The organism is Methylorubrum podarium (genome assembly GCF_040270385.1).
GTDB classification, from domain to species: domain Bacteria; phylum Pseudomonadota; class Alphaproteobacteria; order Rhizobiales; family Beijerinckiaceae; genus Methylobacterium; species Methylobacterium podarium.
In genome coordinates this window covers 24,405-45,728 of the sequence record NZ_JBELQE010000118.1, presented here as the reverse complement: position 1 = coordinate 45,728, position 21,324 = coordinate 24,405, and the positions used below count along the sequence as shown (strand labels likewise).

Below are 21,324 nucleotides of genomic sequence, written 5' to 3'. Positions count from 1 at the left end.
TTCGCAGTTCATCGAAAGGGCGCTGGGGCAGAGCCGTTCCGCCCGAACCCGGGAAACGCCCTCGTGACGCGCCCGCCGGGACCGCCCGACCATGCGTGGTCCCATGCGGCGTCTGACGCGGCATCCCATGCGTCTGCCGCATACCGCCATCGCCGCCCGGCGGTGGCGCATCGATGGGTCCGCGAGGCCGTCCCGGCCCGATCGTCACGCCCGACCGGTCCGCCCTCACCGCTCCGGCGGGCCGGTATGCTGCGGATGCACGATGTCACGTCAAAGAGAGGGGTGAGGGGGGCGCCAAAGCGCGACGCTGTGCTAGATTGGCGGCCATGCGATGCCCCCTCCCCGTCTCGTCCCGCCGGCGCATCCTGTGCGTCTTCCCCGCCTACACGCCGTCCTTCGGCACGTTCTCCCACGCCTATCCGCTGATGGGCGGGGTGAAGGCGTTCATGCCGCCCCAGGGGCTCCTGGTGATCGCGGCCTACATGCCCGAGTCCTGGGAATGCCGGTTCATCGATGAGAACATCCGGCCGGCCTCGCCTCGGGACTTCGCCTGGGCCGACGCGGTGTTCGTCTCAGGCATGCACATCCAGGAGGGGCAGATCCACGATATCCGCCGGCGGGCACACGAAGCCGGCAAGGTCGCGGTGCTCGGCGGCCCCTCGGTCTCGGGCGCGCCGGAGAAATACCCGGATTTCGACTACCTCCATGTCGGCGAGATCGGCGACGCCACCGATCGCCTCATCGAGATCCTGGACCGCGACCTCGCGCGGCCGGCGGCCCAGCTCGTGCTCGACACCAAGGACCGGCTGGCGCTCGGCGACTTCCCGGCCCCGGCCTACGAGGCGGTGCCGCTCAAGCGCTACCTGATCGGCTCGCTGCAATTCTCCTCCGGCTGCCCCTATCGCTGCGAGTTCTGCGACATCCCGCAGCTCTACGGGCGCCAGCCGCGGCTGAAGAGCCCGGAGCAGATGTGCGCCGAGCTCGACGCCATCGTCAGCCAGCCGGGCCACCCGGCGGTGGTCTACTTCGTCGACGACAACTTCATCGGCAACCGCAAGGCCACGCGGGAGATGCTGCCCCACCTCGTGGAATGGCAGAAGAAGAACAATTACCCGCTCCAGTTCGCCTGCGAGGCGACGCTGAACATGGCCAAGCAGCCCGAGATCCTGGAGCTGATGCGGCAGGCCAACTTCATGACGGTGTTCGTCGGCATCGAGACGCCGGAGGCCGAGGCGCTGAAGGGCATCGACAAGACCCACAACGCCGCCGTGCCGATGTACGAGGCGATCGAGACGCTCAATTCCTACGGTCTCGAGGTGACCTCGGGCATCATCCTCGGCCTCGATTCCGACACCGACAAATCGGAGCAGAACCTGATCGACTTCATCGACCGGTCGGCCATCCCCGTACTCACCATCAACCTGCTCCAGGCACTCCCAAAAACCCCGCTCTGGGACCGGCTGGAGCGGGAGGGCCGGCTCGTCCACGACGCGGCGCTCGAATCGAACGTGCTGTTCAAGCGCCCGCACGACACGGTGGTGAGTTCCTGGCGCCGGGCGATCAGTCACGCCTATTCCCCCGAACACCTGTTCGAGCGCTTCAAGCACCAGTGCGACGTGACCTACGGCAACCGCATCGTCACCCCGACCGCGGGCAAGCTCACCTTCACCAACCTGCGCCGCGGCCTGATCCTCGGCTTCAACATCATCACCCGGGTGGGCCTCTTCTCCGACTATCGCCGGCCGTTCTGGCGGGCGGCGGCCCACGCCCTGAAGCGCGGGCAGATCGAGGCGGTGTTCAACATGGGCTTCGTCGCCCACCACCTGATCCGCTTCACCCGCGAGGCGCTGCGGGGCGAGCACAACGCCTCGTTCTACGCCGCCAAGGCCGCGGAGGCCGAGGCGCAGCGCCAGCGCAGCTGGTGGGAGAACGCCCGCCGCCGCCTCGCACCGGAGCGCGAGGCGGCCTGACCCGGCCGGGTTCCGGCGATGACGGGGGCCGGACCGGCGGACGGCCGCCCGTCCCCTCGCGGGCGAAAGCCCTGCCTCAGGCGCAGGCCCTGGCCGGCGGCTCGGCGAACAGGGAGCGCAGGCGCGCCAGTTCCAGATCCGGGGAGCCCGAGATGGGGGTCATCATCGCCCCCATGACCGGCGTCGGCCGGGCGAACAGGTAGCCCTGCATCTGGTCGCAGCCGAGCTCGCGCAGCACGGCGAGCTGCTCCTGCGTCTCCACCCCCTCGACCGTGACCTGAAGGCCGAGATTGTGCCCGAGATGGGTGATCGCGCGCACGATCGTCAGCGAGTCCGCGTTCTGTCCGAGCCGGCGCACGAAGGACTGATCGACCTTGATCTTGTCGAACTTGAACCGCTGCAGGTAGCTCAGGGACGAGTAGCCGGTTCCGAAATCGTCGAGCGCGAGGCGCACGCCGAGGGTGCGCAGCGCCGTGAGCACCTCCACCGCCATCGCCGCGTCCTGGATGAAGACGCCCTCGGTGATCTCCAGGACCAGCCGCCCCGGCGGGAGCCCGTGGCGGCCGAGCACCGCCGCCACCCCGGCGGCGAAGCCCGGCTGGCGGAACTGCTTCGGCGAGACGTTGACCGAGACCCGCCAGGGCTGCGGCCAGGCGGCGGCGGTGGCGCAGGCGGTGTCGAGCACCCAGGCGCCGATCCGCCCGATCTGGTCGGTCTGCTCGGCGAGGGGGATGAACTCGGCCGGGGGCACGCAGCCGCGCTCCGGATGATGCCAGCGGATCAGCGCCTCGAAGGTCTCGATCTCGCCGGTGCGGCCGTTGACGATCGGCTGATAGTAGAGCTGCAGCTCGCCGCGGGGGATCGCACCGCTCAGCTCGTGCTCGATCCGGCGGCGCGCCTGGAGCTGCTCGTCCATCGCCGCCTCGAAGAAGCGCACCGTGCCGCGCCCCTCGTCCTTGACCCGGTAGAGGGCGGTGTCGGCGGCGCGCTTCAGGCTGTCGGCGGTGCTGCCGTCGCTCGGATAGACGGCGATGCCCGCCGAGGCGCCGATCTCGATGCGCAATCCGGCGCTCTGGCCCTTGGTCCGGCCCTCGATCCGACCCTCGATCTGAAACGGGCGGCCGAGCGCCGCGACCAGCCGCTCCGCGGTCTCGGCGACCTGCGCCAGCGTGCGGGTATGGGCCAGGACGACCACGAACTCGTCGCCGCCGATCCGGGCGAGCGTGTCAGTCGGGCGCAGCTCCGCCAGCATGCGCTTGGCCGCCTGCACGAGCAGGGCATCGCCCGCGGCGTGGCCGTGGAAATCGTTGACGGGCTTGAAGCGGTCGAGGTCGAGATAGACCAGCGCCACGCTCGACCCGTTCTCGGCCGCCGTCTCCAGGGCGAGCCCCAGGCGCTCCTCCAGCAGGGTGCGGTTGGGCAGGTCGGTCAGGGCGTCGTGCAGGGCGAGGTGGCGGATGCGCGCCTCGTCGCGGCGGCGCTGGCTGAGGTCGCGCAGGGCCACCGCCGTGGCGGGCCGGCCGAGATACTCGATGGGACGGCAGGAGAGTTCCACCGGCACGAGGGTGCCGCTCGCCGTGCGGATCTCCAATTCTTCCGGGCGCAGATCCTCCGGGCGGCAGCGGCTGAGCCGCATCACGGCCGGGGCGTGGGCCTCGGCGAACAGGTCCAGCACCGGCCGGCCGACGATCTCCTGCGTCGTGGCCTCGAACAGGCGCAGGCCCGCCTGGTTGATCTCGACCACCCGCCCGCCGCGGTGGATGAACAGCACCTCGTGGGCGAGGTTGCCGAGCAGGCGCATGCGGCTCAGCTCGTCCATGCGGCGGCGCATGAGATGCCGCTGCATCAGCAGCGCGGCGAGACCGGCGGCGAGGACGACGAGGCTCACGAGCCCCACCGCGAGGCCGAGCTGCATCGAGCCGAGGACGGCACCGCCATCCTCCCGCGGGGCGGCGGGTGCGACGGTGAGCGCCGTCATGCCGGTGAAGTGCAGGCCGCAGATCGCCAGCACCAGCCAGAGCGTGACCTCGATCCGGCGGCCGAGGCCGGTGAGGTCGCCGGCCCGGGCGAGGGCGGTCACCGCCAGGATCGCGCAGAGGCCGAGCGAGCCGTAGACGTAGGCGCCCTCGAACATGAGCAGGTTGCTCGCCGCCATGGCGCTCACGCCCGCGTAGTGCATCCCCGCGATCGCCGCCGCCAGGGCCAGGCCGGCCGCAACCACCCCGAGCGGGAAGTGGCGGGCGCGGGACCAGATCAGGAGGGCGGCCAGGGCTCCGGCCACCGCGATCGCGATCGAGGCCGCGGTGGGCTGGAGGTCGTAGGCCGCCTGCCCGCCGGGCAGGAAGGCGAGCATCGCGACGAAGTGGAGCGACCAGACGCTGCAGCCGAACACCGCCGCCGCCGCGGCCAGCCAGGGGGAGAGGGCCCGGCGCTCGGCCTGCGCGGCCTCGGCCATCAATGTCACCGTCGAGAAGCAGCCGAGCAGGCAGATGCCCGCCGAGATGGCGACAAGGCCGAGATCGTGCTGTTGCGCGACGCAGGCGACGATTTTGAGCATGGTGGATGGAGAGCCCGACAACCCAAGGCCGGATTAGGCTTTCTCTCTTAAAGTGCCGTTGCTGAAATTCTTCTTGGTGATCGCATTTGCGTGATCGAAGATTTCATAAATAAACGTAGGTTATGTTTAGAAATCATTCCGATCTTATGTATTTCCGAACACAATTTCTGCGTTACGGCGGCGCCCCGATGATCGATTGCGCGACGTCTCCCGAAGACTTCGGCCGATCTCCGCCGGCCGGAGCTTGACCGTGCGGCCCTCCCCGTCTAGAGGCGCCCCATCATGACGGGCATCCTCCTCTCCGGGTCGTATCGCGCGCCGCTCCCCTAAGCGGCCTCGGACTCGTCATGTCTTCAGCCGCTGCGTCGTCGGCGGCTCGAGGATCTCACCATATCCCGCAACGGACCGCCGGCCTCGCCCCATCCCGAGGTCACACCGTGTCTGCCCTGCCCCCGCTCTCCCCTCCTCGCCCGTCGGTCGGTCTTGTCGGCTTCGGCGCCTTCGGCCGCCTGATCGCCCGCCATCTCGCGCCGCACGCCGCCCTGACGGTCCACGATCCGTACCTGCCGGCCGACAGCCTCGCGGCGCAGCTCGCGGCGCATGCGGGGCCGGACGCCATCGGGGGCGGTCTCCGAAGCGTGGCGGCCTGCCCCGTGGTGATCCTCGCCACGCCCGTGGCGCGCCTCGCCGAGGCGGTCGGCGCCCTCGCCCCGCATCTGCGGCCGGGCACGCTCGTGGTCGATGTCGGCTCGGTGAAGATGGGACCCGCCGCGATCCTGCGCGCGGGATTGCCGGCCGACGTCGCGATCCTCGCGACCCATCCGCTGTTCGGGCCGCAGAGTGCCAAAGATGGCGCGGGAGATGGCGCCGGCGAGGACATCCGGGGGCTGAAGATCGCCGTCTGCCCGATCCGCGGCCGGCAGGCCCTGCGGGCGGCCGCCTTCCTGCGGCGCGGGCTCGGCCTCGACGTGATCCTGACGACGCCGGAGGCGCATGACCGGGCCATGGCCTCGGTCCAGGGGCTGACCCATCTCATCGCCAAGGTTCTCGTGGCGATGGAGCCGTTGCCGACGCGGATGACGACGCGCAGCTTCGACCTGCTGATGCAGGCGGTCGGCATGGTGCGGCACGACGCGCCGGACGTGTTCCACGCCATCGAGCGGGCGAACCCGCACGCGGCGGGAGTGCGGCGGCGCTTCTTCGCCCTCGCGGGGCAGCTCGACGCCGAGCTTTCCGCGGAGGCGGTTCGCGCCGAGCCGGACCGCCTCGCCTCGTCGACGCGGCTTCCCGCCCCGCACCGGACCGTTTCAGGCCGGGCGCGGGGCGGGCCGCGGTGATCAAGTGATCAGTACTTGCGCACCAGCGGGGCCGGGACGACGGCGGCGGGAGCGTCCCACTGGTAGCGGAACCCGACCGAGACGACGTCGGCGCTGACGTCGGTCGAGGCCGCGAGCGGGATGTTGCCGATGTTGTAGTCGCGGCCGGGCCCCGCCAGGAGGAGGCCGCGATCGAAGAAGGCGTGGGCGTAGCTGGCCGTCAGCAGCACCTTCTCGCTCCAGCGATAGCTGCCGCCGATCGAGACGACGTAGCGGTTGCTGTCGGGCAGGCGCGCCGAGCGGTTCGAGACGTCGATCGGCACGTTGTCGTAGCCGAAGCCGGCCCGCAGGGTCAGGTTCGGCGACCAGTCGTACTCGGCACCGATCGAGTAGAAGAACGAGTCCTTGAAGTTGAGCGGCAGGTGATTCACCGTCACGCCGAGCGCCTTCGAGACGATGCCGACGTCGCCGAGCCTCGACCAGTTGTCCCACTCGAAGCCGAGATTGATCCGGGTGACCGGGTTGATCGCCTGGGTCAGGCCGACGCTGACCTTCTCGGGCGTGTTGAGGTTGGCCCGCACCTGCCCCAGGGCGATGGCCTGCCGCGGGTCGGGGAAGCCGATCGAGCCCTCGATGTCGTGGTGGACCGAGGAGCGGTAGCCGACGCCGATCGTCGTGCCGGCGGCCGGCGTGACCAGGACGCCGGCGGTGAAGCCCACGCCCCAGGACTCGCCCTTGAGGAAACCGGACGGGTACTGGCCCGGGAACACGCCGGGCACCGGCACCGCCTGGCGCAGGGTCAGGCGGAAATACTCGACGCTCGGGCCGGCGGCGACGGAGAGCCAGTCGTTGACCTTGAAGCCGATCACCGGGTTGAAGGCCAGCGAGAAGATCCGCGAGGAACGGGCATAGACCGAGCCCGCCCAATCCTGGCGCGGCTTGGTGACGAGCCCGTAGGGCGCGCCGGTCTGGATGCCGATCCAGATCCGGTCGGTGAGCTGGTAGGAGGTCGCTCCCGAGGGCACCACGGCGCCCTGGCCGACCTCGCCGGAATCGCCGAACGGCAGCAGGCCCGGCGCGGTGCCCACCCTCGGCGTGATCTCACCCGAGAGATTGATGAAGCTGAGGCTCTGCTCGCTGGCGAAGCCCGGCCGCATCGTCACGGTCGCCGGGTTCCAGAAGATCGACGAGACGCCCGCCCCGCCCGAGGCCGCGCCCGCGAAGGCCACGCCCAACCCCTGCGCACTCTGCTCGCGCAGGCCGAAGGCACCGGCCTGCGCCCCCGTCGCGCCCGCCACCGAAGCGGCCGCGACGGCTCCCGCGAGCCCGAGCGCGCGGATCGTCCCCCCAGTCATTGTTTTACTCCGAAGCGTCTTTTTGCAGACCCAAGTCCCATCGCGATGGAAGAGGATCGCGCGCATCCGGTCCAGAGGCGGGAAACCGAAAATAGAATTATATATCAATTGAGGAATTTATGTCACGGAACCGGGGTGCCCCCGCGCCCGTATGAACGGCGGGGCCCCCGAGGCGCGGCTTGCACCCTGGACCGGTCGCGGCCATGGTCTCGCGCCTCTGGGCGAGCCCCGGGCAGGACGGAGACGCGGACGATGAAGTTGATCCGGCACGGAGCGAGCGGTGACGAGAAGCCGGGCCTCGTGGACGCGCGGGGGGGCCTGCGCGACCTGTCGGGAACCCTGCGCGACATCGCCGGACCGGGCCTCTCGCGGGAATCGCTCGATCGGCTCGCGCGGATCGATCCCGAGAGCCTGCCGCTACTGCCGCCCGGCACCCGCCTCGGCCCCTGCGTCGGGGGCACCCGCAACTTCGTGGCGATCGGCCTGAACTTCGCCGACCACGCCGCCGAGACCGGCGCCGCGATCCCGGCCGAGCCGATCATCTTCAACAAGGCGCCCTCCTGCATCGTCGGCCCCAACGACACGGTGATCCTGCCGAAAGCCTCGGCCAAGACCGACTGGGAGGTGGAACTCGCGGTGGTGATCGGCGCCCGCGCCTCCTACGTCCACGCCAACGAGGCCCTGCGCTACGTGGCGGGGGTGTGCATCTGCAACGACCTGTCCGAGCGGGAATTCCAGATGGAGCGCGGCGGCACCTGGACCAAGGGCAAGGGCTGCCCGACCTTCGGCCCGCTCGGCCCCTGGCTCGTCACCCTCGACGAGATCCCGGACCTGAAGAACCTCTCGATGAGCCTCGACCTCAACGGGAAGCGGATGCAGACGGGCTCGACCGCGACGATGATCTTCGACGTGGCCCAGCTCGTGGCCTACGTCTCGCACTTCATGATGCTGGAGCCCGGCGACGTCATCACCACCGGCACCCCGCCCGGCGTCGGCCTCGGCATGAAGCCGCCGCGCTTCCTCCGGAGCGACGACGAGATGGTGCTGCGCATCGACGGCCTCGGCGAGCAGCGCCAGCGGGTCGTGGCCTTCGACGACTGGACCGCGAAGGTCGCCGCGGGCGAACCGACGAACTGACGGACAATTCGCCCCGACGATGCGCACCGCTCCGCCCGACCGGCCGTCCCCCGTCGTCTTCCTCGGCGGCGGTCCCGGCCTGCCTGTCGCCTACGCCGCCGACCCGCTGCGGCGCGCAGGGTTCGCGCGCGACTGGGCCTTCTTCGAGCAGCCCGGCTGCGGCGCCGAACCCTCGTCCGAGCCCGCGACGGCGCACGGCGTGTGCGCGGCGGCCGCCGCCTTCGTCGCCGGGCGCGCGGGGGAGGGCGCGGTGAGCCTCGTCGCGCATTCCTGGGGGGCGTGGCTCGCGCTGGCCCTGCTCGATCGCCTGCCGCCGGAGACGATCGCCCGCGCCGTGCTGCTCCACCCGGCCCCGCCGACCCGCGCCGGGCTCGACGCGGGCGTGGCCGCGCTGTTCGGCCGGCTCTCGCCCGAGGCGATGGGCCGGGCCGCGCCGCTGATGGCGCGGACCGACGCGGAGGCCGGCCGCTCCGTCATGGCGATCCTGCTGCCCGCCTATTGCGGCCGCGAGACCGACCTGCCGGATCTCGACCTCGCCCTGGCCCCGCCGGTCTATCACGGCGTCTCGGCCAGCCTCGGCGACTACGACCAGCGCGGGATCGTGGCGGCCCACGCGGACCGCCTCACCCTCGTCTTCGGCGAGGCCGACGCGTTCTCGCGCGAGCTCTACACCCGCCACGGCGGCGACCTGACGGGCCTCGACGTCGCCGCCCTGCCCGGCGGCCATTTCGGCTTCCTCGAGGACCTGGCCGGCTTTGAGCGCCTCCTGCGCGCACGGGGCGTGATCTAGCCTCCCACCCATGGTGATCCCCTCGGCGACCCCCTCGGCGCTCCCCTCGGCCACACGCTCCCTGCCGCTGCCGGACCGGCCCTCGGTCGCCGTGCTGCCCTTCGCGGATCCGGAGGGCGACTTCGACACGCAGGCGCTGGCCGACGGCCTGTCGGAGCACGTCACCGACGCCCTCGCCTGCACGCCCGGCCTGTTCGTGAGCGCCCGCAACTCCGCCTTCACCTTCAAGGGCCGCGCCGTGCCGCCGGACGAGGCGGCCGGGCGGCTCGGTGTCGCGCACATCCTCACGGGGACGCTGTCGCGGGCGGGCTCGCGCCTGCGGGTCGAGGCGAGGCTGCACCGGACGGCGGCCGAGCGGCCGGTCTGGAGCCAGGATCTCGACGAGGACGAGGGCGCGGTCCACGCCCTGCGGAGCCGGATCGTCGCCGGCGCGGTGGCGGCGATGGCCCCCGGCCTCGCCCGCGACGCCGTGCCGGAGCGGACGGGGCCGCCGCTCGATGCCGGCGTCTACGCGCCGTTCCTGTCTGCCTACTCGAACCACGCCATGCCGAGCGCCGAGAGCGTGCGCCTGCGCATCGCCTCGATCGAGGCCGTGCGCCGCCTCGTGCCGGAGCATCCCCTGCCCTGCGCGCTGCTCGCGCAGTGCTACACCAACCTCGTGGTGCAGGGCTGGAGCGCGGATGCCGCCGCCGACTGCGCCGAGGGCGCCCGGCTCGCCCGCCTCGCCCTGGAGCGGGACGACGGCGATCCGGCGGTGCTGATGATGGCCGGGCACACCCTCGCCTTCCTGGCCCAGGACTACGACACGGCGCTCGCCCTGCTCGACCGCTCGCTTGCCCTCAACCCCAACAGCGCCGCCGCCTACGAGCGCAGCGGCTGGGTGCGCTGCTATGTCGGCGAGGCGGAGCCGGCGGCGGACCATTTCCGGGCGGCCAAGCGCCAGAGCCCGCTCGACCCCACGACCTTCCGCTTCGAGTCCGGCCTCGGGCTCGCCCTGTGCATGGCCGGCGCGCACGAGGAGGCCCTGGTCTGGCTCGACCGCTCCATGGCGGAGGATCCGACCTGGACCAGCACCCACCGCGTCCGCGCCGCGAGCCTCGCCCTCCTCGGCCGCCAGGCGGAGGCCGAGGCCGCCGCCTTGCGCTTCCTGGAACTCGAACCGAGCTACCGGGTCAGTCGCGCCATGCGCCTCTACCGGCCCTCGCCCGGCAAGGACCGGTTCGTCGAGGGGATGCGGCGGGCCGGCATCCCGTTCTGACACCGTTGACGGAGCGAGCCCGTCACCGGCGTAGGGGCGCCGTCGCGCGGTTCTGGTCCGACAGGATGCGGCCGATCACACCGTCGCAGTTCAGGGTCTGTCCGACACACTCGGCCGACAGGTGGATCTTCACCTGGCCCCCCTCCTGCACCACGCGTCGGCAGATATAGGCCGCCGGCTGACCGCCGCTGGGCTTGACGAGCGTCCAGATTATCAGCCGCTTCGGGTCCTGAATCTCCGTGACCGACGCGGTTTCGCGCGTGACCTCCGTCCCCGGATCGGACTTGATGGCGGCCACCATCTCGGCGAAGGGCAGGATCTCGCGCTCGCAAAGCTGCTGCGCCGCGGCCGGGAAGGAAAGAAGCGCCACGAGGGCCGCCGAGAGGACCGGACTGACAGACAGGCGCATCGCAAGCCCTTCGAACGGGTTGTATCAATTAGACCACACGCCCCTTGGCTGCAACGGCGGCCAAGCTCCAATCCGGCGAGAGGTTTTGTCCGACCGACGCGGCGTTCGGCGGTGCCTCTCCGTGCGAAGCCGCCGCCCGGACGCGCGTCCGAGGCCACCGAACGGCTCCCCCAAGGCAAGGCTTGATTTTTCCCGCGCCTTCGCCCTCAAAGAAGCGCATGAGCGACACCGTGGTCTCCCTCACCTCTTCCGCCGCCCCGGCCGCGATCCGGCAAGACATCCGGCAAGACATCCGGCACGATTGGACCCTGGCCGAGATCCAGGCGATCCACGACATGCCGCTGCTCGATCTCGTCCACCGGGCCGGCGTCGTGCACCGGGCGCACAACGACCCCGCCGACATCCAGCGCGCGGCGCTCCTGTCGATCAAGACCGGCGGCTGCCCCGAGGATTGCGCCTACTGCCCGCAATCGGCCCACCACAAGGGCGCGAACCTCCCCCGCGAGCGGCTGATGCCGGTCGAGGCCGTGCTGAAGGAGGCCGCCGCCGCCAAGGCCAACGGCGCGCATCGCTTCTGCATGGGCGCGGCGTGGCGCAAGCCCAAGGACGGGCCGGACTTCGACGCGGTGCTGGAGATGGTGCGCGGCGTGCGGGGGCTGGGCATGGAGGCCTGCGTCACGCTCGGCATGCTGACCCGGAGCCAGGCGCAGCGCCTCGCGGAGGCCGGGCTGACCTCCTACAACCACAACCTCGACACCGGTCCCGAATTCTACGGCGACATCATCTCGACCCGCACCTACGACGACCGGCTCCAGACCCTGGAGCATGTCCGCGAGGCCGGGATCGGCGTCTGCTGCGGCGGCATCGTCGGGATGGGCGAGCGGGTGCGCGACCGGGCCGAGATGCTGCTCGTGCTCGCCAACCACGCGCCGCACCCGGAGAGCGTGCCGATCAACGCGCTGGTGGCCGTCGAGGGCACGCCGCTGGAGGACCGCCCGCCGATCGATCCGCTCGACCTCGTGCGGATGTGCGCCACCGCCCGCATCGTCATGCCCAAGGCCCGCGTGCGCCTCAGCGCCGGCCGCAAGAGCCTGACCCGCGAGGCGCAGATTCTCTGTTTCCTCGCCGGTGCCAACTCGATCTTCTACGGCGAGCGCCTGCTCACCACCGCCAACAACGAGGCCGACGCCGACGCGGAGCTGCTGCGCGACATCGGCGTGCCGGTGCCCGAGGTGACGCTCGCCGCCGCGGAGTAGGCGGAGCGGCCCCGCATGGCCGCTTTACCTTGACTTCACCTGCCTCCCGTGAATGGTGCCGGCTCCTTTTCAAGAGCCCGCCATGCACCGTTACCGTACCCATACCTGCGGGGCGCTCCGCCCGTCCGACGTCGGGCAGAGCGTCCGCCTGTCCGGCTGGTGCCACCGCATCCGCGACCATGGCGGCGTGCTCTTCATCGACCTGCGCGACCATTACGGCCTGACGCAGTGCGTGGTCGATTCCGACTCCAAGGCGTTCAAGGCCGCCGAGACCGCCCGCTCCGAGTGGGTGATCCGCATCGACGGCCGGGTGCGCACGCGGCCCAGTGGCACCGAGAACGCGGAGCTGCCGACGGGCTCGGTCGAGGTCTATATCGACGACCTCGAAGTGCTCGGCCCCGCGGGCGAACTGCCGCTCCCCGTCTTCGGCGACCAGGAATACCCGGAGGAGACCCGGCTCAAGTACCGCTTCCTGGATCTCCGCCGGGAGAAGCTGCACGCCAACATCATGAAGCGCGGCGCGATCGTCGACTCGCTCCGCCGCCGCATGCGCGAGGGCGGTTTTTTCGAGTTCCAGACGCCGATCCTGACCGCCTCGTCGCCGGAGGGCGCCCGCGACTACCTGGTGCCGTCGCGGGTCCACCCTGGAAAGTTCTACGCGCTGCCGCAGGCGCCGCAGCAGTTCAAGCAGCTCACGATGATCGCGGGCTTCGACCGCTACTTCCAGATCGCCCCCTGTTTTCGCGATGAGGACGCCCGGGCGGATCGCTCCCCGGGCGAGTTCTACCAGCTTGACATCGAGATGAGCTTCGTCACCCAGGAGGACGTGTTCCAGGCGGTGGAACCCGTGCTGCGCGGCGTGTTCGAGGAATTCGCCGGCGGCAAGCGCGTCACGAAGGAATTCCCGCGCATCACCTACGCCGACGCGATGCTGAAATACGGCGTCGACAAGCCGGACTTGCGCAACCCGCTGATCATCGCCGACGTGACGGACGAATTCGCCGACGACGCGGTGGAGTTCAAGGCGTTCAAGGGCGTGATCAAGTCGGGCGGCGTGGTCCGCGCCATCCCCGCCACCGGGGCGGCGGGCCAGCCGCGCTCGTTCTTCGACAAGCTGAACGACTGGGCGCGCTCGGAAGGCGCGCCGGGCTTAGGCTACATCGTGTTCGAGGAAGAGGGCGGGGCGCTCACCGGCAAGGGGCCGATCGCCAAGTTCATCCCGGCCGAGATCCAGGCGCGGATCGCGCGGAAGGCCGGCGCCAAAGCGGGTGACGCGGTGTTCTTCGCCGCCGGCGCCGAGGCGAAGGCCGCCGCGCTCGCGGGCAAGGCGCGCATCCGCATCGGCGACGAGCTGAAGCTCTCCGACACCGACCAGTTCGCCTTCTGCTGGGTCGTCGATTTCCCGATGTACGAGTGGAACGAGGAGGAGAAGCGGATCGACTTCTCCCACAACCCGTTCTCGATGCCGAATTTCGACCGCGACGCGTTCCTCGCCCTGGGCGAGGCCGATGCGGAAAAAATCCTCGGGATCAAGGCGTTCCAGTACGACATCGTCTGCAACGGTATCGAGCTGTCCTCGGGCGCGATCCGGAACCACCGCCCCGACGTGATGGAGAAGGCGTTCAGTATCGCCGGCTACGGCCGGGACGTGCTGGAGGAGAAGTTCGGCGGCATGCTGAATGCGCTCCGCCTCGGCGCCCCGCCGCACGGCGGCATCGCGCCGGGCGTGGACCGCATCGTCATGCTGCTGTGCGAGGAGCCGAACATCCGCGAGGTCGTGCTGTTCCCGATGAACCAGCGCGCCGAGGACCTGATGATGGGCGCCCCTGCCGAGGCGACGCCGAAGCAGCTGCGCGAGCTGCACATCCGCCTCAACCTGCCCGAGAAGAAGGGCTAGTTCCTGAACCCTCCCCCCTCTGCGGGGGAGGGTGCCCGCTTCAGCGGGCGGGAGAGGGGCCGGCTCCGCACCTTCCGGAAACGGCGCTCCCCTCTCCCGACCCCTGCTGACGCAGGGGCCACCCTCCCCCGCAGAGGGGGGAGGGAAGCCGCGCGGGACCCGATGTCGCCAAACCCCATGCCGCTGACCGCCATCGTCGTCAGCCACGACAGCGCCGACGCCCTGCCCGCCTGCCTCGCGGCGCTCGCGCGCGAAAAAATCCCGGCCATCGTCGTCGACAACGCCAGCCGCGACGGCTCGGTCGCCGTGGCGCGGGCCCACGGCGCGCGGGTGATCGCCAACCCCCGCAACGAGGGCTACGGCCGGGCCAACAATATCGGCGTGCGCGCCGCGGAGGGGGCAGGGCACGTCCTCATCCTCAACCCCGATCTCGTGCTGCAGCCGGGCGCCGCCGCCGCCCTGCTCGCGGCCGCCGCGGAATGGCCCGATGCCGGGCTCCTCGCCCCGCGCATCCACGAGCCGGACGGGCGCTTCTTCTACCAGCCGCGCTCGCTGCTCGCGCCCTACCTCACCAACCCGAAGGGCGTGCGCGCCCTGCCCGAGGGCGATGCCTGCGCCCCGTTCCTCTCCGGCGCCTGCCTGATGATCGCGCGCGGCTTCTTCCTCGAACTCGGCGGTTTCGACGAGAAGATCTTCCTGTTCTACGAGGACGACGACCTCTGCCGCCGGGTGGCCGATGCAGGGCGCGCGCTCGTCCACGTCCACGGCGCGGTGGCGCTGCACGGGCGCGGCCGCTCCTCGGCCCCGGCGCCGGGCCGGGTGTTCCGCACCCGCTGGCACCAGGCGTGGTCGCGCGCCTACGTCGCGAAAAAATACGGCCTGCCCGATCCGAGCCCCGGCATGCTCGCCACCAACGCGCCGAAGGCGGCGCTCGCCGCCCTCGCCTTCCGGCGCGCGGGGCTCGAGCGCTACGGCGGCTCGGCGGCCGGGGCGCTCGCCGCCCTGCGCGGCCGGAGCGCGCTGGCCCGCGAGGGGCTGGCGCCGTGAGCGGCCCGTTCTCCGGCCCGACCGTCGGGCAGGCGCTGGCGCGCCCGCATAACGGCTTCTCCGCGTTACGGCTGGCGCTCGCCCTGATGGTGGTGGTCTCGCACGCCTTCAGCGTCGTCTCCGGCCAGGGGTCCGACGAGCCGCTGGCGCGGTCCACCGGCTTCTCGCTCGGCGAGCACGCGGTGAACGGCTTCTTCGCCGTCTCCGGCTTCCTCGTCACCATGAGCTACGACCGGCGCGGCTGGCGCGACTACGCCATCGCCCGCTCCTTACGCATCCTGCCGGGATTGGTGGCCGCGACCCTGGCGGTCTCGCTGCTGCTCGGCGCCGCCCTCACCCGGCTGCCGCTCGCCGAGTACCTCGCCGCGCCGGAGCTGTGGCGCTTCGTGCGCGGCACGCTCCTGTCCTTCAAGAGCAACGCCAGCCTGCCCGGCCTGTTCGAGGCCAACCCGCTGCGCAGCCCCCTCGGCACGGTCTGGACCCTGAAATACGAGACGATCTGCTATGTCGGCGTCCTCGTCGTCGGGCTGTGCGGACTGCTGCGGCGGCGCTGGGCCGTGCCGGCGCTCACCGCCGCCCTGGCGCTGGCCCTGGCGACGCTGGAGGCCGTCCGGCCGGAGATGTCGAAGGGAACCGAGACCGCCCTGCGGCTCCCGCTGATCTTCGCCTTCGGCGCCTGCCTCTACCTGTGGCGGGACCGCGTGCGTCTCAGCGCGTGGCCGCTGCTCGGGCTCGCCGCCGCGCTCCTGCTGCAAGGCCACGCCCCTGCCCGGACGCTGCTGTTCCTGTCCGAGAGCTACGCGGCGATCTGGCTCGCCTTCCTGCCCGCGCTCGCCCGCCCGGCCCTCGATCCGCCCGCCGACCTCTCCTACGGGGTCTATCTCTACGGCTGGCCGATCCAGCAGAGCCTGCACGCGCTGCTCCCCACGGCCTCGGCCGGCGCGCTGCTGCCCCCCGCGCTTCTTCTCGCCCTGCTCGTCGCAGCGCTCTCGTGGTACGCGATCGAGAAGCCGGCCCTGCGCCTGAAGGCGCGGGCACTCGGCCGGCGGACGCTCGGCACCATCGAGCCCGCCGCCCCCTGACGGCCGTCTTGACGCAGGATTGATCCCTCTCGCGGCCTGGAGCGTTTCCCGCTCCGCGGACCGGGGTGCGGCCGTCGGGATGGGGGACGCAGGGGCGCCGCGGTGAGCGCCCTCCCCGCGCCGGCCGCCCTCCGGCCGCGGAACCCCATCGCTACAGGCGGAGCGGAAGCCTCCTCATGAAGGTCGTCGTGGATCTCAACCGCTGCCAGGCCTACGCGCAGTGCCTCTACGCCGCGCCGGGCCACTTCGCCCTGCACGGGCGCGAGGCGCTGGTCTACGACCCCTCCCCCGACGAGGGCGCGCGGGCCGAGATCGAGCGGGCCGTCCACGCCTGCCCGGTCCGGGCGATCACCGCCACCTCCGACGACACCACCGCCGGAGAGGCGGCGTGACGCGCTCCCCCGAGCGCATCGTCGTCGTCGGCGCCTCGCTGGCGGGGCTCACCGCTGCGCAGAGCTTGCGCGAGCGGGGATTTTCCGGCTCCCTCACCCTGGTCGGCGACGAGCCCCACCTCCCCTACGATCGGCCGCCGCTCTCCAAGCAGGTCCTGCGCGGCCTCTATTCCGCCGACACCACCCTGCCCTGCCCGCCCGACCTGCGCGCCGACTTCCGCCTCGGCCAGAAGGCGACCCGGCTCGACCTGGGGGAGCGCGTGGTCGAACTCGGCGACGGCGACCGCCTTCCCTACGATCGCCTGCTGATCGCCACGGGCACGCGGGCGCGGCCCTGGCCCAAGCCGGAGGAGGCCGGGCTCGCCGGCGTTTTCACCCTGCGCGGGCGGGACGACGCCGAGCGGCTCGGGGCCTGCCTGCGCGCCAGGCCGCGGCGCGTCGTCCTCGTCGGCGGCGGCTTCATCGGCTTCGAGGTCGCCTCGACCTGCCGCGATCTCGACATTCCCGTCACCCTGCTGGTGCGCGACGCGGTGCCGCTCGCCGCGGCGCTGGGTCCCCGCCTCGGCGGCCTGATCGGCGAGGTCGCCCGCGAGCGCGGCGTCGACCTGCGCCTCGAATCCGAGATCGAGCGGATGGAGGCGGAGGGCGGGCGTCTCGCGGCCATCGTCCTGAAGGACGGCGAGCGGATCGAGACCGCGTGCCTCGTCGCGGCCATCGGGACGCTCCGCAACGTCGAGTGGCTCGACGGCGCCGGACTGGAGGCCGACGCCGACGGCCTGCGCTGCGACGCCTTCTGCCGGGCCCTGCGCGCCGACGGCCGCGTCGCCGAGGGCGTGTTCGCCGCCGGCGACGTCGCCCGCTGGCCGAACCCGCACGACGACGACGCGCTGGTGGCGGTCGAGCACTGGGGCAACGCCCGGGCGCAAGCCGAGACCGCGGCCGCCAACATGCTGGCGGGCGACGCCTCGGCCATGCGCCGCCACGACCACCTGCCCGATTTCTGGTCGCAGCAATTCGGCCTGACGATCAAGCTCGTCGGCCTGGCCGAGGGTGCCGACGCCTTCGCGGTGGTGCACGGCGCGCTCGACGAGCGCCGCCTCGTGGCCGTCTACGGACGCGACGGCCGCACCGTCGCGGCGGCCGCGATCGACAGCGCCCGCTGGCTGCCCGCCTACAAGGCGGCGATCCGGGAGCGCGCGCCGTTCCCGCCGATCGCGGACGCCCTCGACCAGCCCCGCCTCCGTCTGCAGGAGCCATGACCCCGTGAGCGGAAGCACGCTGTTCGAACAGATCCTCGATCCCGCCAACCGGGCGAACCCCTACCCGCTCTACGCGGAGATGCGGAGGGTGCCCGTCGCGCGGCAGGAGGACGGCACCTACGTCGTCAGCACCCATGCCGAGCTGGCGCGGCTGATCTCCGACCCGCGGATCAGCTCGGACGACCTGCCCGACCCGCAGAAATTCCGCTGGACCGGCAATCCGGTCACCGACCTGCTGGTGCGGCCGGTGCGGGCCGAGATCCGCAAGCGCCACCGCCCCTTCATCTTCCGCGATCCGCCCGACCACGACCGCCTGCGGGGTCAGGTGATGCGCTGCTTCACGCCGGAGCGGGTGCGCGGCATGCGCGCGAAGACCCAAAAGATCACCGACGACCTGATCGGCAAGATGCGGGGCAAATCCTGCATCGACCTCGTCGACGACTTCTCCTACCCGCTCCCCGTCACCGTGATCTGCGAGCTGCTCGGCGTGCCCCCCGAGGACGAGGCGCGGTTCCACGGCTGGGCGACGCAGCTCGCGACCGCGCTGGAGCCCAACCAGCGCGACGACGAGGAGACGAGGGCCAAGAACGAGGTCTGCTTCACCGAGATCGCCGACTACCTCCAGTGCCTGATCAAGGAGAAGCGCAAGGACCCACAGGAAGACATCCTGTCCGACCTCGCGAACGACAAGGACGGGATGAACGATTTCGACCTGATCGCCACCGCCGTGCTGCTGCTGGTGGCAGGCCACGAGACCACGGTGAACCTGATCACCAACGGCATGCTGACGCTGCTGCGCTTCCCCGAGCACGGGGAGCGCCTGCGCGCCGAGCCGGGGATCGCGCCGCGGCTGATCGAGGAATTGCTGCGCTACGAGCCGCCGGTCCAGTACCGCACCCGGCTGGCGCTCGCCGACATCACGGTCGGCGGGATCACCATCCCCAAGGACGCGCCGGTGATCTTTCTGCTGGCGGCAGCCAACCGCGACCCGGCGCGCTTCCCCGACACCGATCGCTTCGATCCCGACCGGACCGACAACCGCCATCTCGGCTTCGGCGGCGGTCTGCACTACTGCGTCGGCGCGCCGCTGGCGCGGATCGAGGCGGAGGTGGCTCTGGTCAGCCTGATGCGGCGGCTCAAGGGCGCGTCCCTGGTCGAGGATCCGCCCCCCTACCGTCCCGGCGCCTCGCTGCGGGGCCCGCGGCACCTGCGGCTGGCGCTGGAGGGCGTGGCGGAGACGTAGACGTTCACCGGCATGCCCCCTCTCCCCGCTTGCGGGGAGAGGACCGCGACGATCTTGTCGTCGGCGCGGTGAGCCCGCAGGGCGAGGGTGAGGGGGCGCATCCAGAGGAGGCTCCTCCGGCCAAGCCCCCTCACCCTCGGCTGCCGCCTCGCTTCATGCCCCGACGAGGGGGCATGAAGCCCTCTCCCCGCAGGCGGGGCGAGGGGATGCGTTCGCCTCGCAATGACGGCACCCCGCCAAACGAAAAGCGCCCGGCCTCGCGGCTGGGCGCTTCCCAGAAGTCCGTTCGGACGATCGCTTACGCGGTGAGCACCGTGGAGGGCTCGACCTTCACGCCCGGGCCCATCGTCGAGGTGACGGCGATGCGCTGGATGTAGGTGCCCTTGGCGCCGGCGGGCTTCGCCTTGGCGACCGCGTCGGCGAAGGCCTTGATGTTCTCGACGAGCTTCTGCTCGTCGAAGGACACCTTGCCGACGCCGGCGTGCACGATGCCGGCCTTCTCGACGCGGAACTCGACCGCACCGCCCTTGGCGGCGGCGACCGCGCCCTTCACGTCCATGGTGACGGTGCCGACCTTCGGGTTCGGCATCAGGCCGCGCGGGCCCAGCACCTTGCCGAGACGGCCGACGAGCGGCATCAGGTCCGGGGTCGCGATGCAGCGATCGAACTCGATCTTGCCGCCCTGCACGATCTCGAGGAGATCCTCGGCGCCGACGATGTCGGCACCCGCCGCCTTGGCGTCGTCCGCCTTGGCGCCGCGGGCGAAGACCGCCACGCGGACCGTCCGGCCGGAGCCGTTCGGCAGGTTGCAGACGCCGCGGACCATCTGGTCGGCGTGACGCGGATCGACGCCGAGATTCATCGAGATCTCGACGGTCTCGTCGAACTTGGCCGAGGCCTTCGACTTCACCAGCTTGATCGCCTCGTCGATGGCGTAGAGCTTCATCGGCTCCAGACCCTCGCGGGCGGCGCGGATACGCTTTCCTTCGCGTGCCATGATGCCCTCCTTAAGCGACGACTTCGAGGCCCATGGCTCGCGCGGAGCCACGGATCATCGCGACCGCCGCATCGACGGAATCGCAGTTGAGGTCGGGCATCTTCTTCTCGGCGATCTCGCGAAGCTGGGCCTCGGTGATCTTGCCGACGGTCGGACCCTTGCCCGGGGTCTTGGAGCCGGAGGCCGGCTTCTTGCCGATCTTCAGACCGACGGCCTTCTTCAGGAAGAAGGTGACCGGGGGCTGCTTCATCTCGAAGGTGAAGGAGCGATCCTGATACGCGGTGATGATCACCGGGATCGGGGTGCCCTTCTCCATCTGCGCGGTCTTCGCGTTGAAGGCCTTGCAGAATTCCATGATGTTGAGGCCGCGCTGACCGAGCGCGGGACCGATCGGCGGCGACGGGTTGGCGGCGCCGGCCGGGACCTGAAGCTTCACGTAGCCCGTGATCTTCTTCGCCATGGGACTGCTCCCAAGATGTGCGCGTCGCCGTGCTGCCTAAGGCACGGACGGACGGGCGGTTGCAGGTCGCGGTGCGATCCGTGGATCCCGGAGGCGAGGCCGGGCGGATCTCCCGCGGATGGTACCCCGCCGCAGCGGGGACTTATCCGGCGAAGCCGGATCTCAACGCGATATCCACCACCAGAGACGCAACCACCATCCGTGGCGCTCGGGGAAGTCTCGCAAACTCATCTGACCGCTCAGCAGGCGCCAGAAGAAGGTGCCCACACACCACAGGAACGCGCCTGCGACGGCCATGCCGACGGCTAAATCTCGATACTGAGACGTAACCGCCGGGTTGATCATGGGATCAGACCTTCTCGACCTGACCGTATTCCAGCTCGACCGGGGTGGCGCGGCCGAAGATCGACACCGCCACCTTGAGGCGCGAGCGGGCATCGTCGATCTCCTCGACGGTGCCGTTGAAGGAGGCGAAGGGGCCGTCGGAGACGCGCACCGTCTCGCCGATCTCGAAGGAGACCGTGTGCTTCGGGCGGTCCACGCCCTCCTGCACCTGCCCCTTGATGCGCTCGGCCTCCGCGTCCGGGATCGGCACGGGCTTGGCCTTGTCGGCACCGAGGAAGCCGGTGACCTTCGGGGTGTTCTTGATGAGGTGGTAGACCTCGTCGGTCAGGTCGCACTTCACCAGCACGTAACCGGGGAAGAATTTTCGCTCGGCGTCCACTTTACGGCCACGCCGGACTTCCGTGACCTTCTCGGTCGGCACCATGACCTCGTCGAACAGCTCGGTCAGCCCGCGCTGGGCCGCCTGGTCCTTGATGGACTGGGCGACCTTGTTCTCGAAATTCGAGTAGGCGTGGACGATGTACCAGCGCTTCGACACGGGTCTCTCAACTCCT

The 21,324-nt window shown here is 71.0% G+C and carries 18 protein-coding genes; 12 read left to right on the top strand and 6 right to left on the bottom strand.

Going from position 1 to position 21,324, the window contains the following annotated elements:
• Window positions 1–326 precede the first annotated feature (326 nt).
• On the top strand, window positions 327–1,970 hold the full coding sequence (locus tag ABS772_RS22715) for a B12-binding domain-containing radical SAM protein (protein ID WP_238257014.1): 1,644 nt from the start codon (window positions 327–329) through the stop codon (window positions 1,968–1,970).
• A gap of 76 nt (window positions 1,971–2,046) precedes the next feature.
• Here the strand turns inward: ABS772_RS22715 and ABS772_RS22710 are convergent, their stop codons facing one another.
• Entirely contained in the window at window positions 2,047–4,527 is a 2,481-nt protein-coding gene (locus ABS772_RS22710) for an EAL domain-containing protein (RefSeq protein ID WP_350396971.1), read from the bottom strand.
• Between the two features lie 437 nt (window positions 4,528–4,964).
• Between ABS772_RS22710 and ABS772_RS22705 the strand changes: the two genes are divergently transcribed.
• On the top strand, window positions 4,965–5,864 hold the full coding sequence (locus ABS772_RS22705; RefSeq protein ID WP_350396970.1) for a prephenate dehydrogenase/arogenate dehydrogenase family protein: 900 nt from the start codon (window positions 4,965–4,967) through the stop codon (window positions 5,862–5,864).
• Between the two features lie 8 nt (window positions 5,865–5,872).
• On the opposite strand, the gene ABS772_RS22700 is transcribed toward ABS772_RS22705, so the two are convergent.
• Window positions 5,873–7,198: an OmpP1/FadL family transporter gene (locus ABS772_RS22700; RefSeq protein WP_238257017.1), complete on the bottom strand. Its 1,326-nt coding sequence runs from the start codon at window positions 7,196–7,198 to the stop codon at window positions 5,873–5,875.
• 252 nt (window positions 7,199–7,450) lie between these two features.
• Between ABS772_RS22700 and ABS772_RS22695 the strand changes: the two genes are divergently transcribed.
• From ABS772_RS22695 to ABS772_RS22685, 3 genes are read left to right on the top strand one after another with little or no spacing between them, the layout of a single operon-like run.
• Complete coding sequence (locus ABS772_RS22695) at window positions 7,451–8,335, top strand: fumarylacetoacetate hydrolase family protein (RefSeq protein WP_238257018.1); 885 nt, start codon at window positions 7,451–7,453, stop codon at window positions 8,333–8,335.
• 19 nt (window positions 8,336–8,354) lie between these two features.
• Window positions 8,355–9,125 (top strand): alpha/beta hydrolase, encoded by a 771-nt coding sequence (locus ABS772_RS22690; protein ID WP_350396968.1) that lies wholly within the window; start codon window positions 8,355–8,357, stop codon window positions 9,123–9,125.
• A gap of 10 nt (window positions 9,126–9,135) precedes the next feature.
• Window positions 9,136–10,383, top strand: coding sequence for a tetratricopeptide repeat protein (locus ABS772_RS22685; RefSeq protein ID WP_350396967.1), 1,248 nt, complete (start codon window positions 9,136–9,138; stop codon window positions 10,381–10,383).
• Window positions 10,384–10,405: 22 nt separating this feature from the next.
• Here ABS772_RS22685 and ABS772_RS22680 read toward each other — a convergent pair whose 3' ends face one another.
• Entirely contained in the window at window positions 10,406–10,753 is a 348-nt protein-coding gene (locus tag ABS772_RS22680) for a hypothetical protein (RefSeq protein WP_350396965.1), read from the bottom strand.
• 257 nt (window positions 10,754–11,010) lie between these two features.
• Here ABS772_RS22680 and bioB point away from each other — a divergent pair, with 257 nt between their 5' ends.
• The 7 genes from bioB (at window position 11,011) to ABS772_RS22645 (ending at window position 18,968) form a co-directional block, all read left to right on the top strand.
• Window positions 11,011–12,048, top strand: coding sequence for a biotin synthase BioB (bioB, locus tag ABS772_RS22675; protein WP_350396964.1), 1,038 nt, complete (start codon window positions 11,011–11,013; stop codon window positions 12,046–12,048).
• 82 nt (window positions 12,049–12,130) lie between these two features.
• On the top strand, window positions 12,131–13,945 hold the full coding sequence (aspS, locus tag ABS772_RS22670) for an aspartate--tRNA ligase (RefSeq protein ID WP_350396963.1): 1,815 nt from the start codon (window positions 12,131–12,133) through the stop codon (window positions 13,943–13,945).
• Between the two features lie 162 nt (window positions 13,946–14,107).
• On the top strand, window positions 14,108–14,992 hold the full coding sequence (locus tag ABS772_RS22665; RefSeq protein WP_350396962.1) for a glycosyltransferase family 2 protein: 885 nt from the start codon (window positions 14,108–14,110) through the stop codon (window positions 14,990–14,992).
• Window positions 14,989–16,074 carry an acyltransferase family protein gene (locus tag ABS772_RS22660; RefSeq protein WP_350396961.1) on the top strand — a complete coding sequence of 362 codons (1,086 nt, stop codon included), beginning with the start codon at window positions 14,989–14,991 and terminating at the stop codon, window positions 16,072–16,074. The genes ABS772_RS22665 and ABS772_RS22660 overlap by 4 nt, the downstream gene beginning before the upstream one ends.
• Window positions 16,075–16,250: 176 nt before the next feature.
• A complete protein-coding gene (locus ABS772_RS22655; RefSeq protein ID WP_350396960.1) occupies window positions 16,251–16,466 on the top strand; it encodes a ferredoxin in 216 nt (71 codons plus the stop codon).
• On the top strand, window positions 16,463–17,725 hold the full coding sequence (locus ABS772_RS22650; protein WP_350396959.1) for an NAD(P)/FAD-dependent oxidoreductase: 1,263 nt from the start codon (window positions 16,463–16,465) through the stop codon (window positions 17,723–17,725). Before ABS772_RS22655 ends, ABS772_RS22650 begins: the two co-directional genes overlap by 4 nt.
• A 4-nt stretch (window positions 17,726–17,729) precedes the next feature.
• A complete protein-coding gene (locus ABS772_RS22645; protein ID WP_350396958.1) occupies window positions 17,730–18,968 on the top strand; it encodes a cytochrome P450 in 1,239 nt (412 codons plus the stop codon).
• Window positions 18,969–19,266: 298 nt separating this feature from the next.
• On the opposite strand, the gene rplA is transcribed toward ABS772_RS22645, so the two are convergent.
• The 3 genes from rplA to nusG all read right to left on the bottom strand — a co-directional run bounded on the left by rplA (window position 19,267) and on the right by nusG (window position 21,308).
• The gene (rplA, locus tag ABS772_RS22640) at window positions 19,267–19,965 is read right to left on the bottom strand and encodes a 50S ribosomal protein L1 (RefSeq protein ID WP_183667043.1); all 699 of its coding nucleotides are present in this window, start codon (window positions 19,963–19,965) and stop codon (window positions 19,267–19,269) included.
• A gap of 10 nt (window positions 19,966–19,975) precedes the next feature.
• Window positions 19,976–20,425, bottom strand: a complete 450-nt coding sequence (gene rplK, locus ABS772_RS22635) for a 50S ribosomal protein L11 (RefSeq protein WP_003597508.1) — start codon at window positions 20,423–20,425, stop codon at window positions 19,976–19,978.
• Between the two features lie 349 nt (window positions 20,426–20,774).
• Window positions 20,775–21,308: a transcription termination/antitermination protein NusG gene (nusG, locus tag ABS772_RS22630; RefSeq protein ID WP_003597503.1), complete on the bottom strand. Its 534-nt coding sequence runs from the start codon at window positions 21,306–21,308 to the stop codon at window positions 20,775–20,777.
• Between the last annotated feature and the right edge of the window lie 16 nt (window positions 21,309–21,324).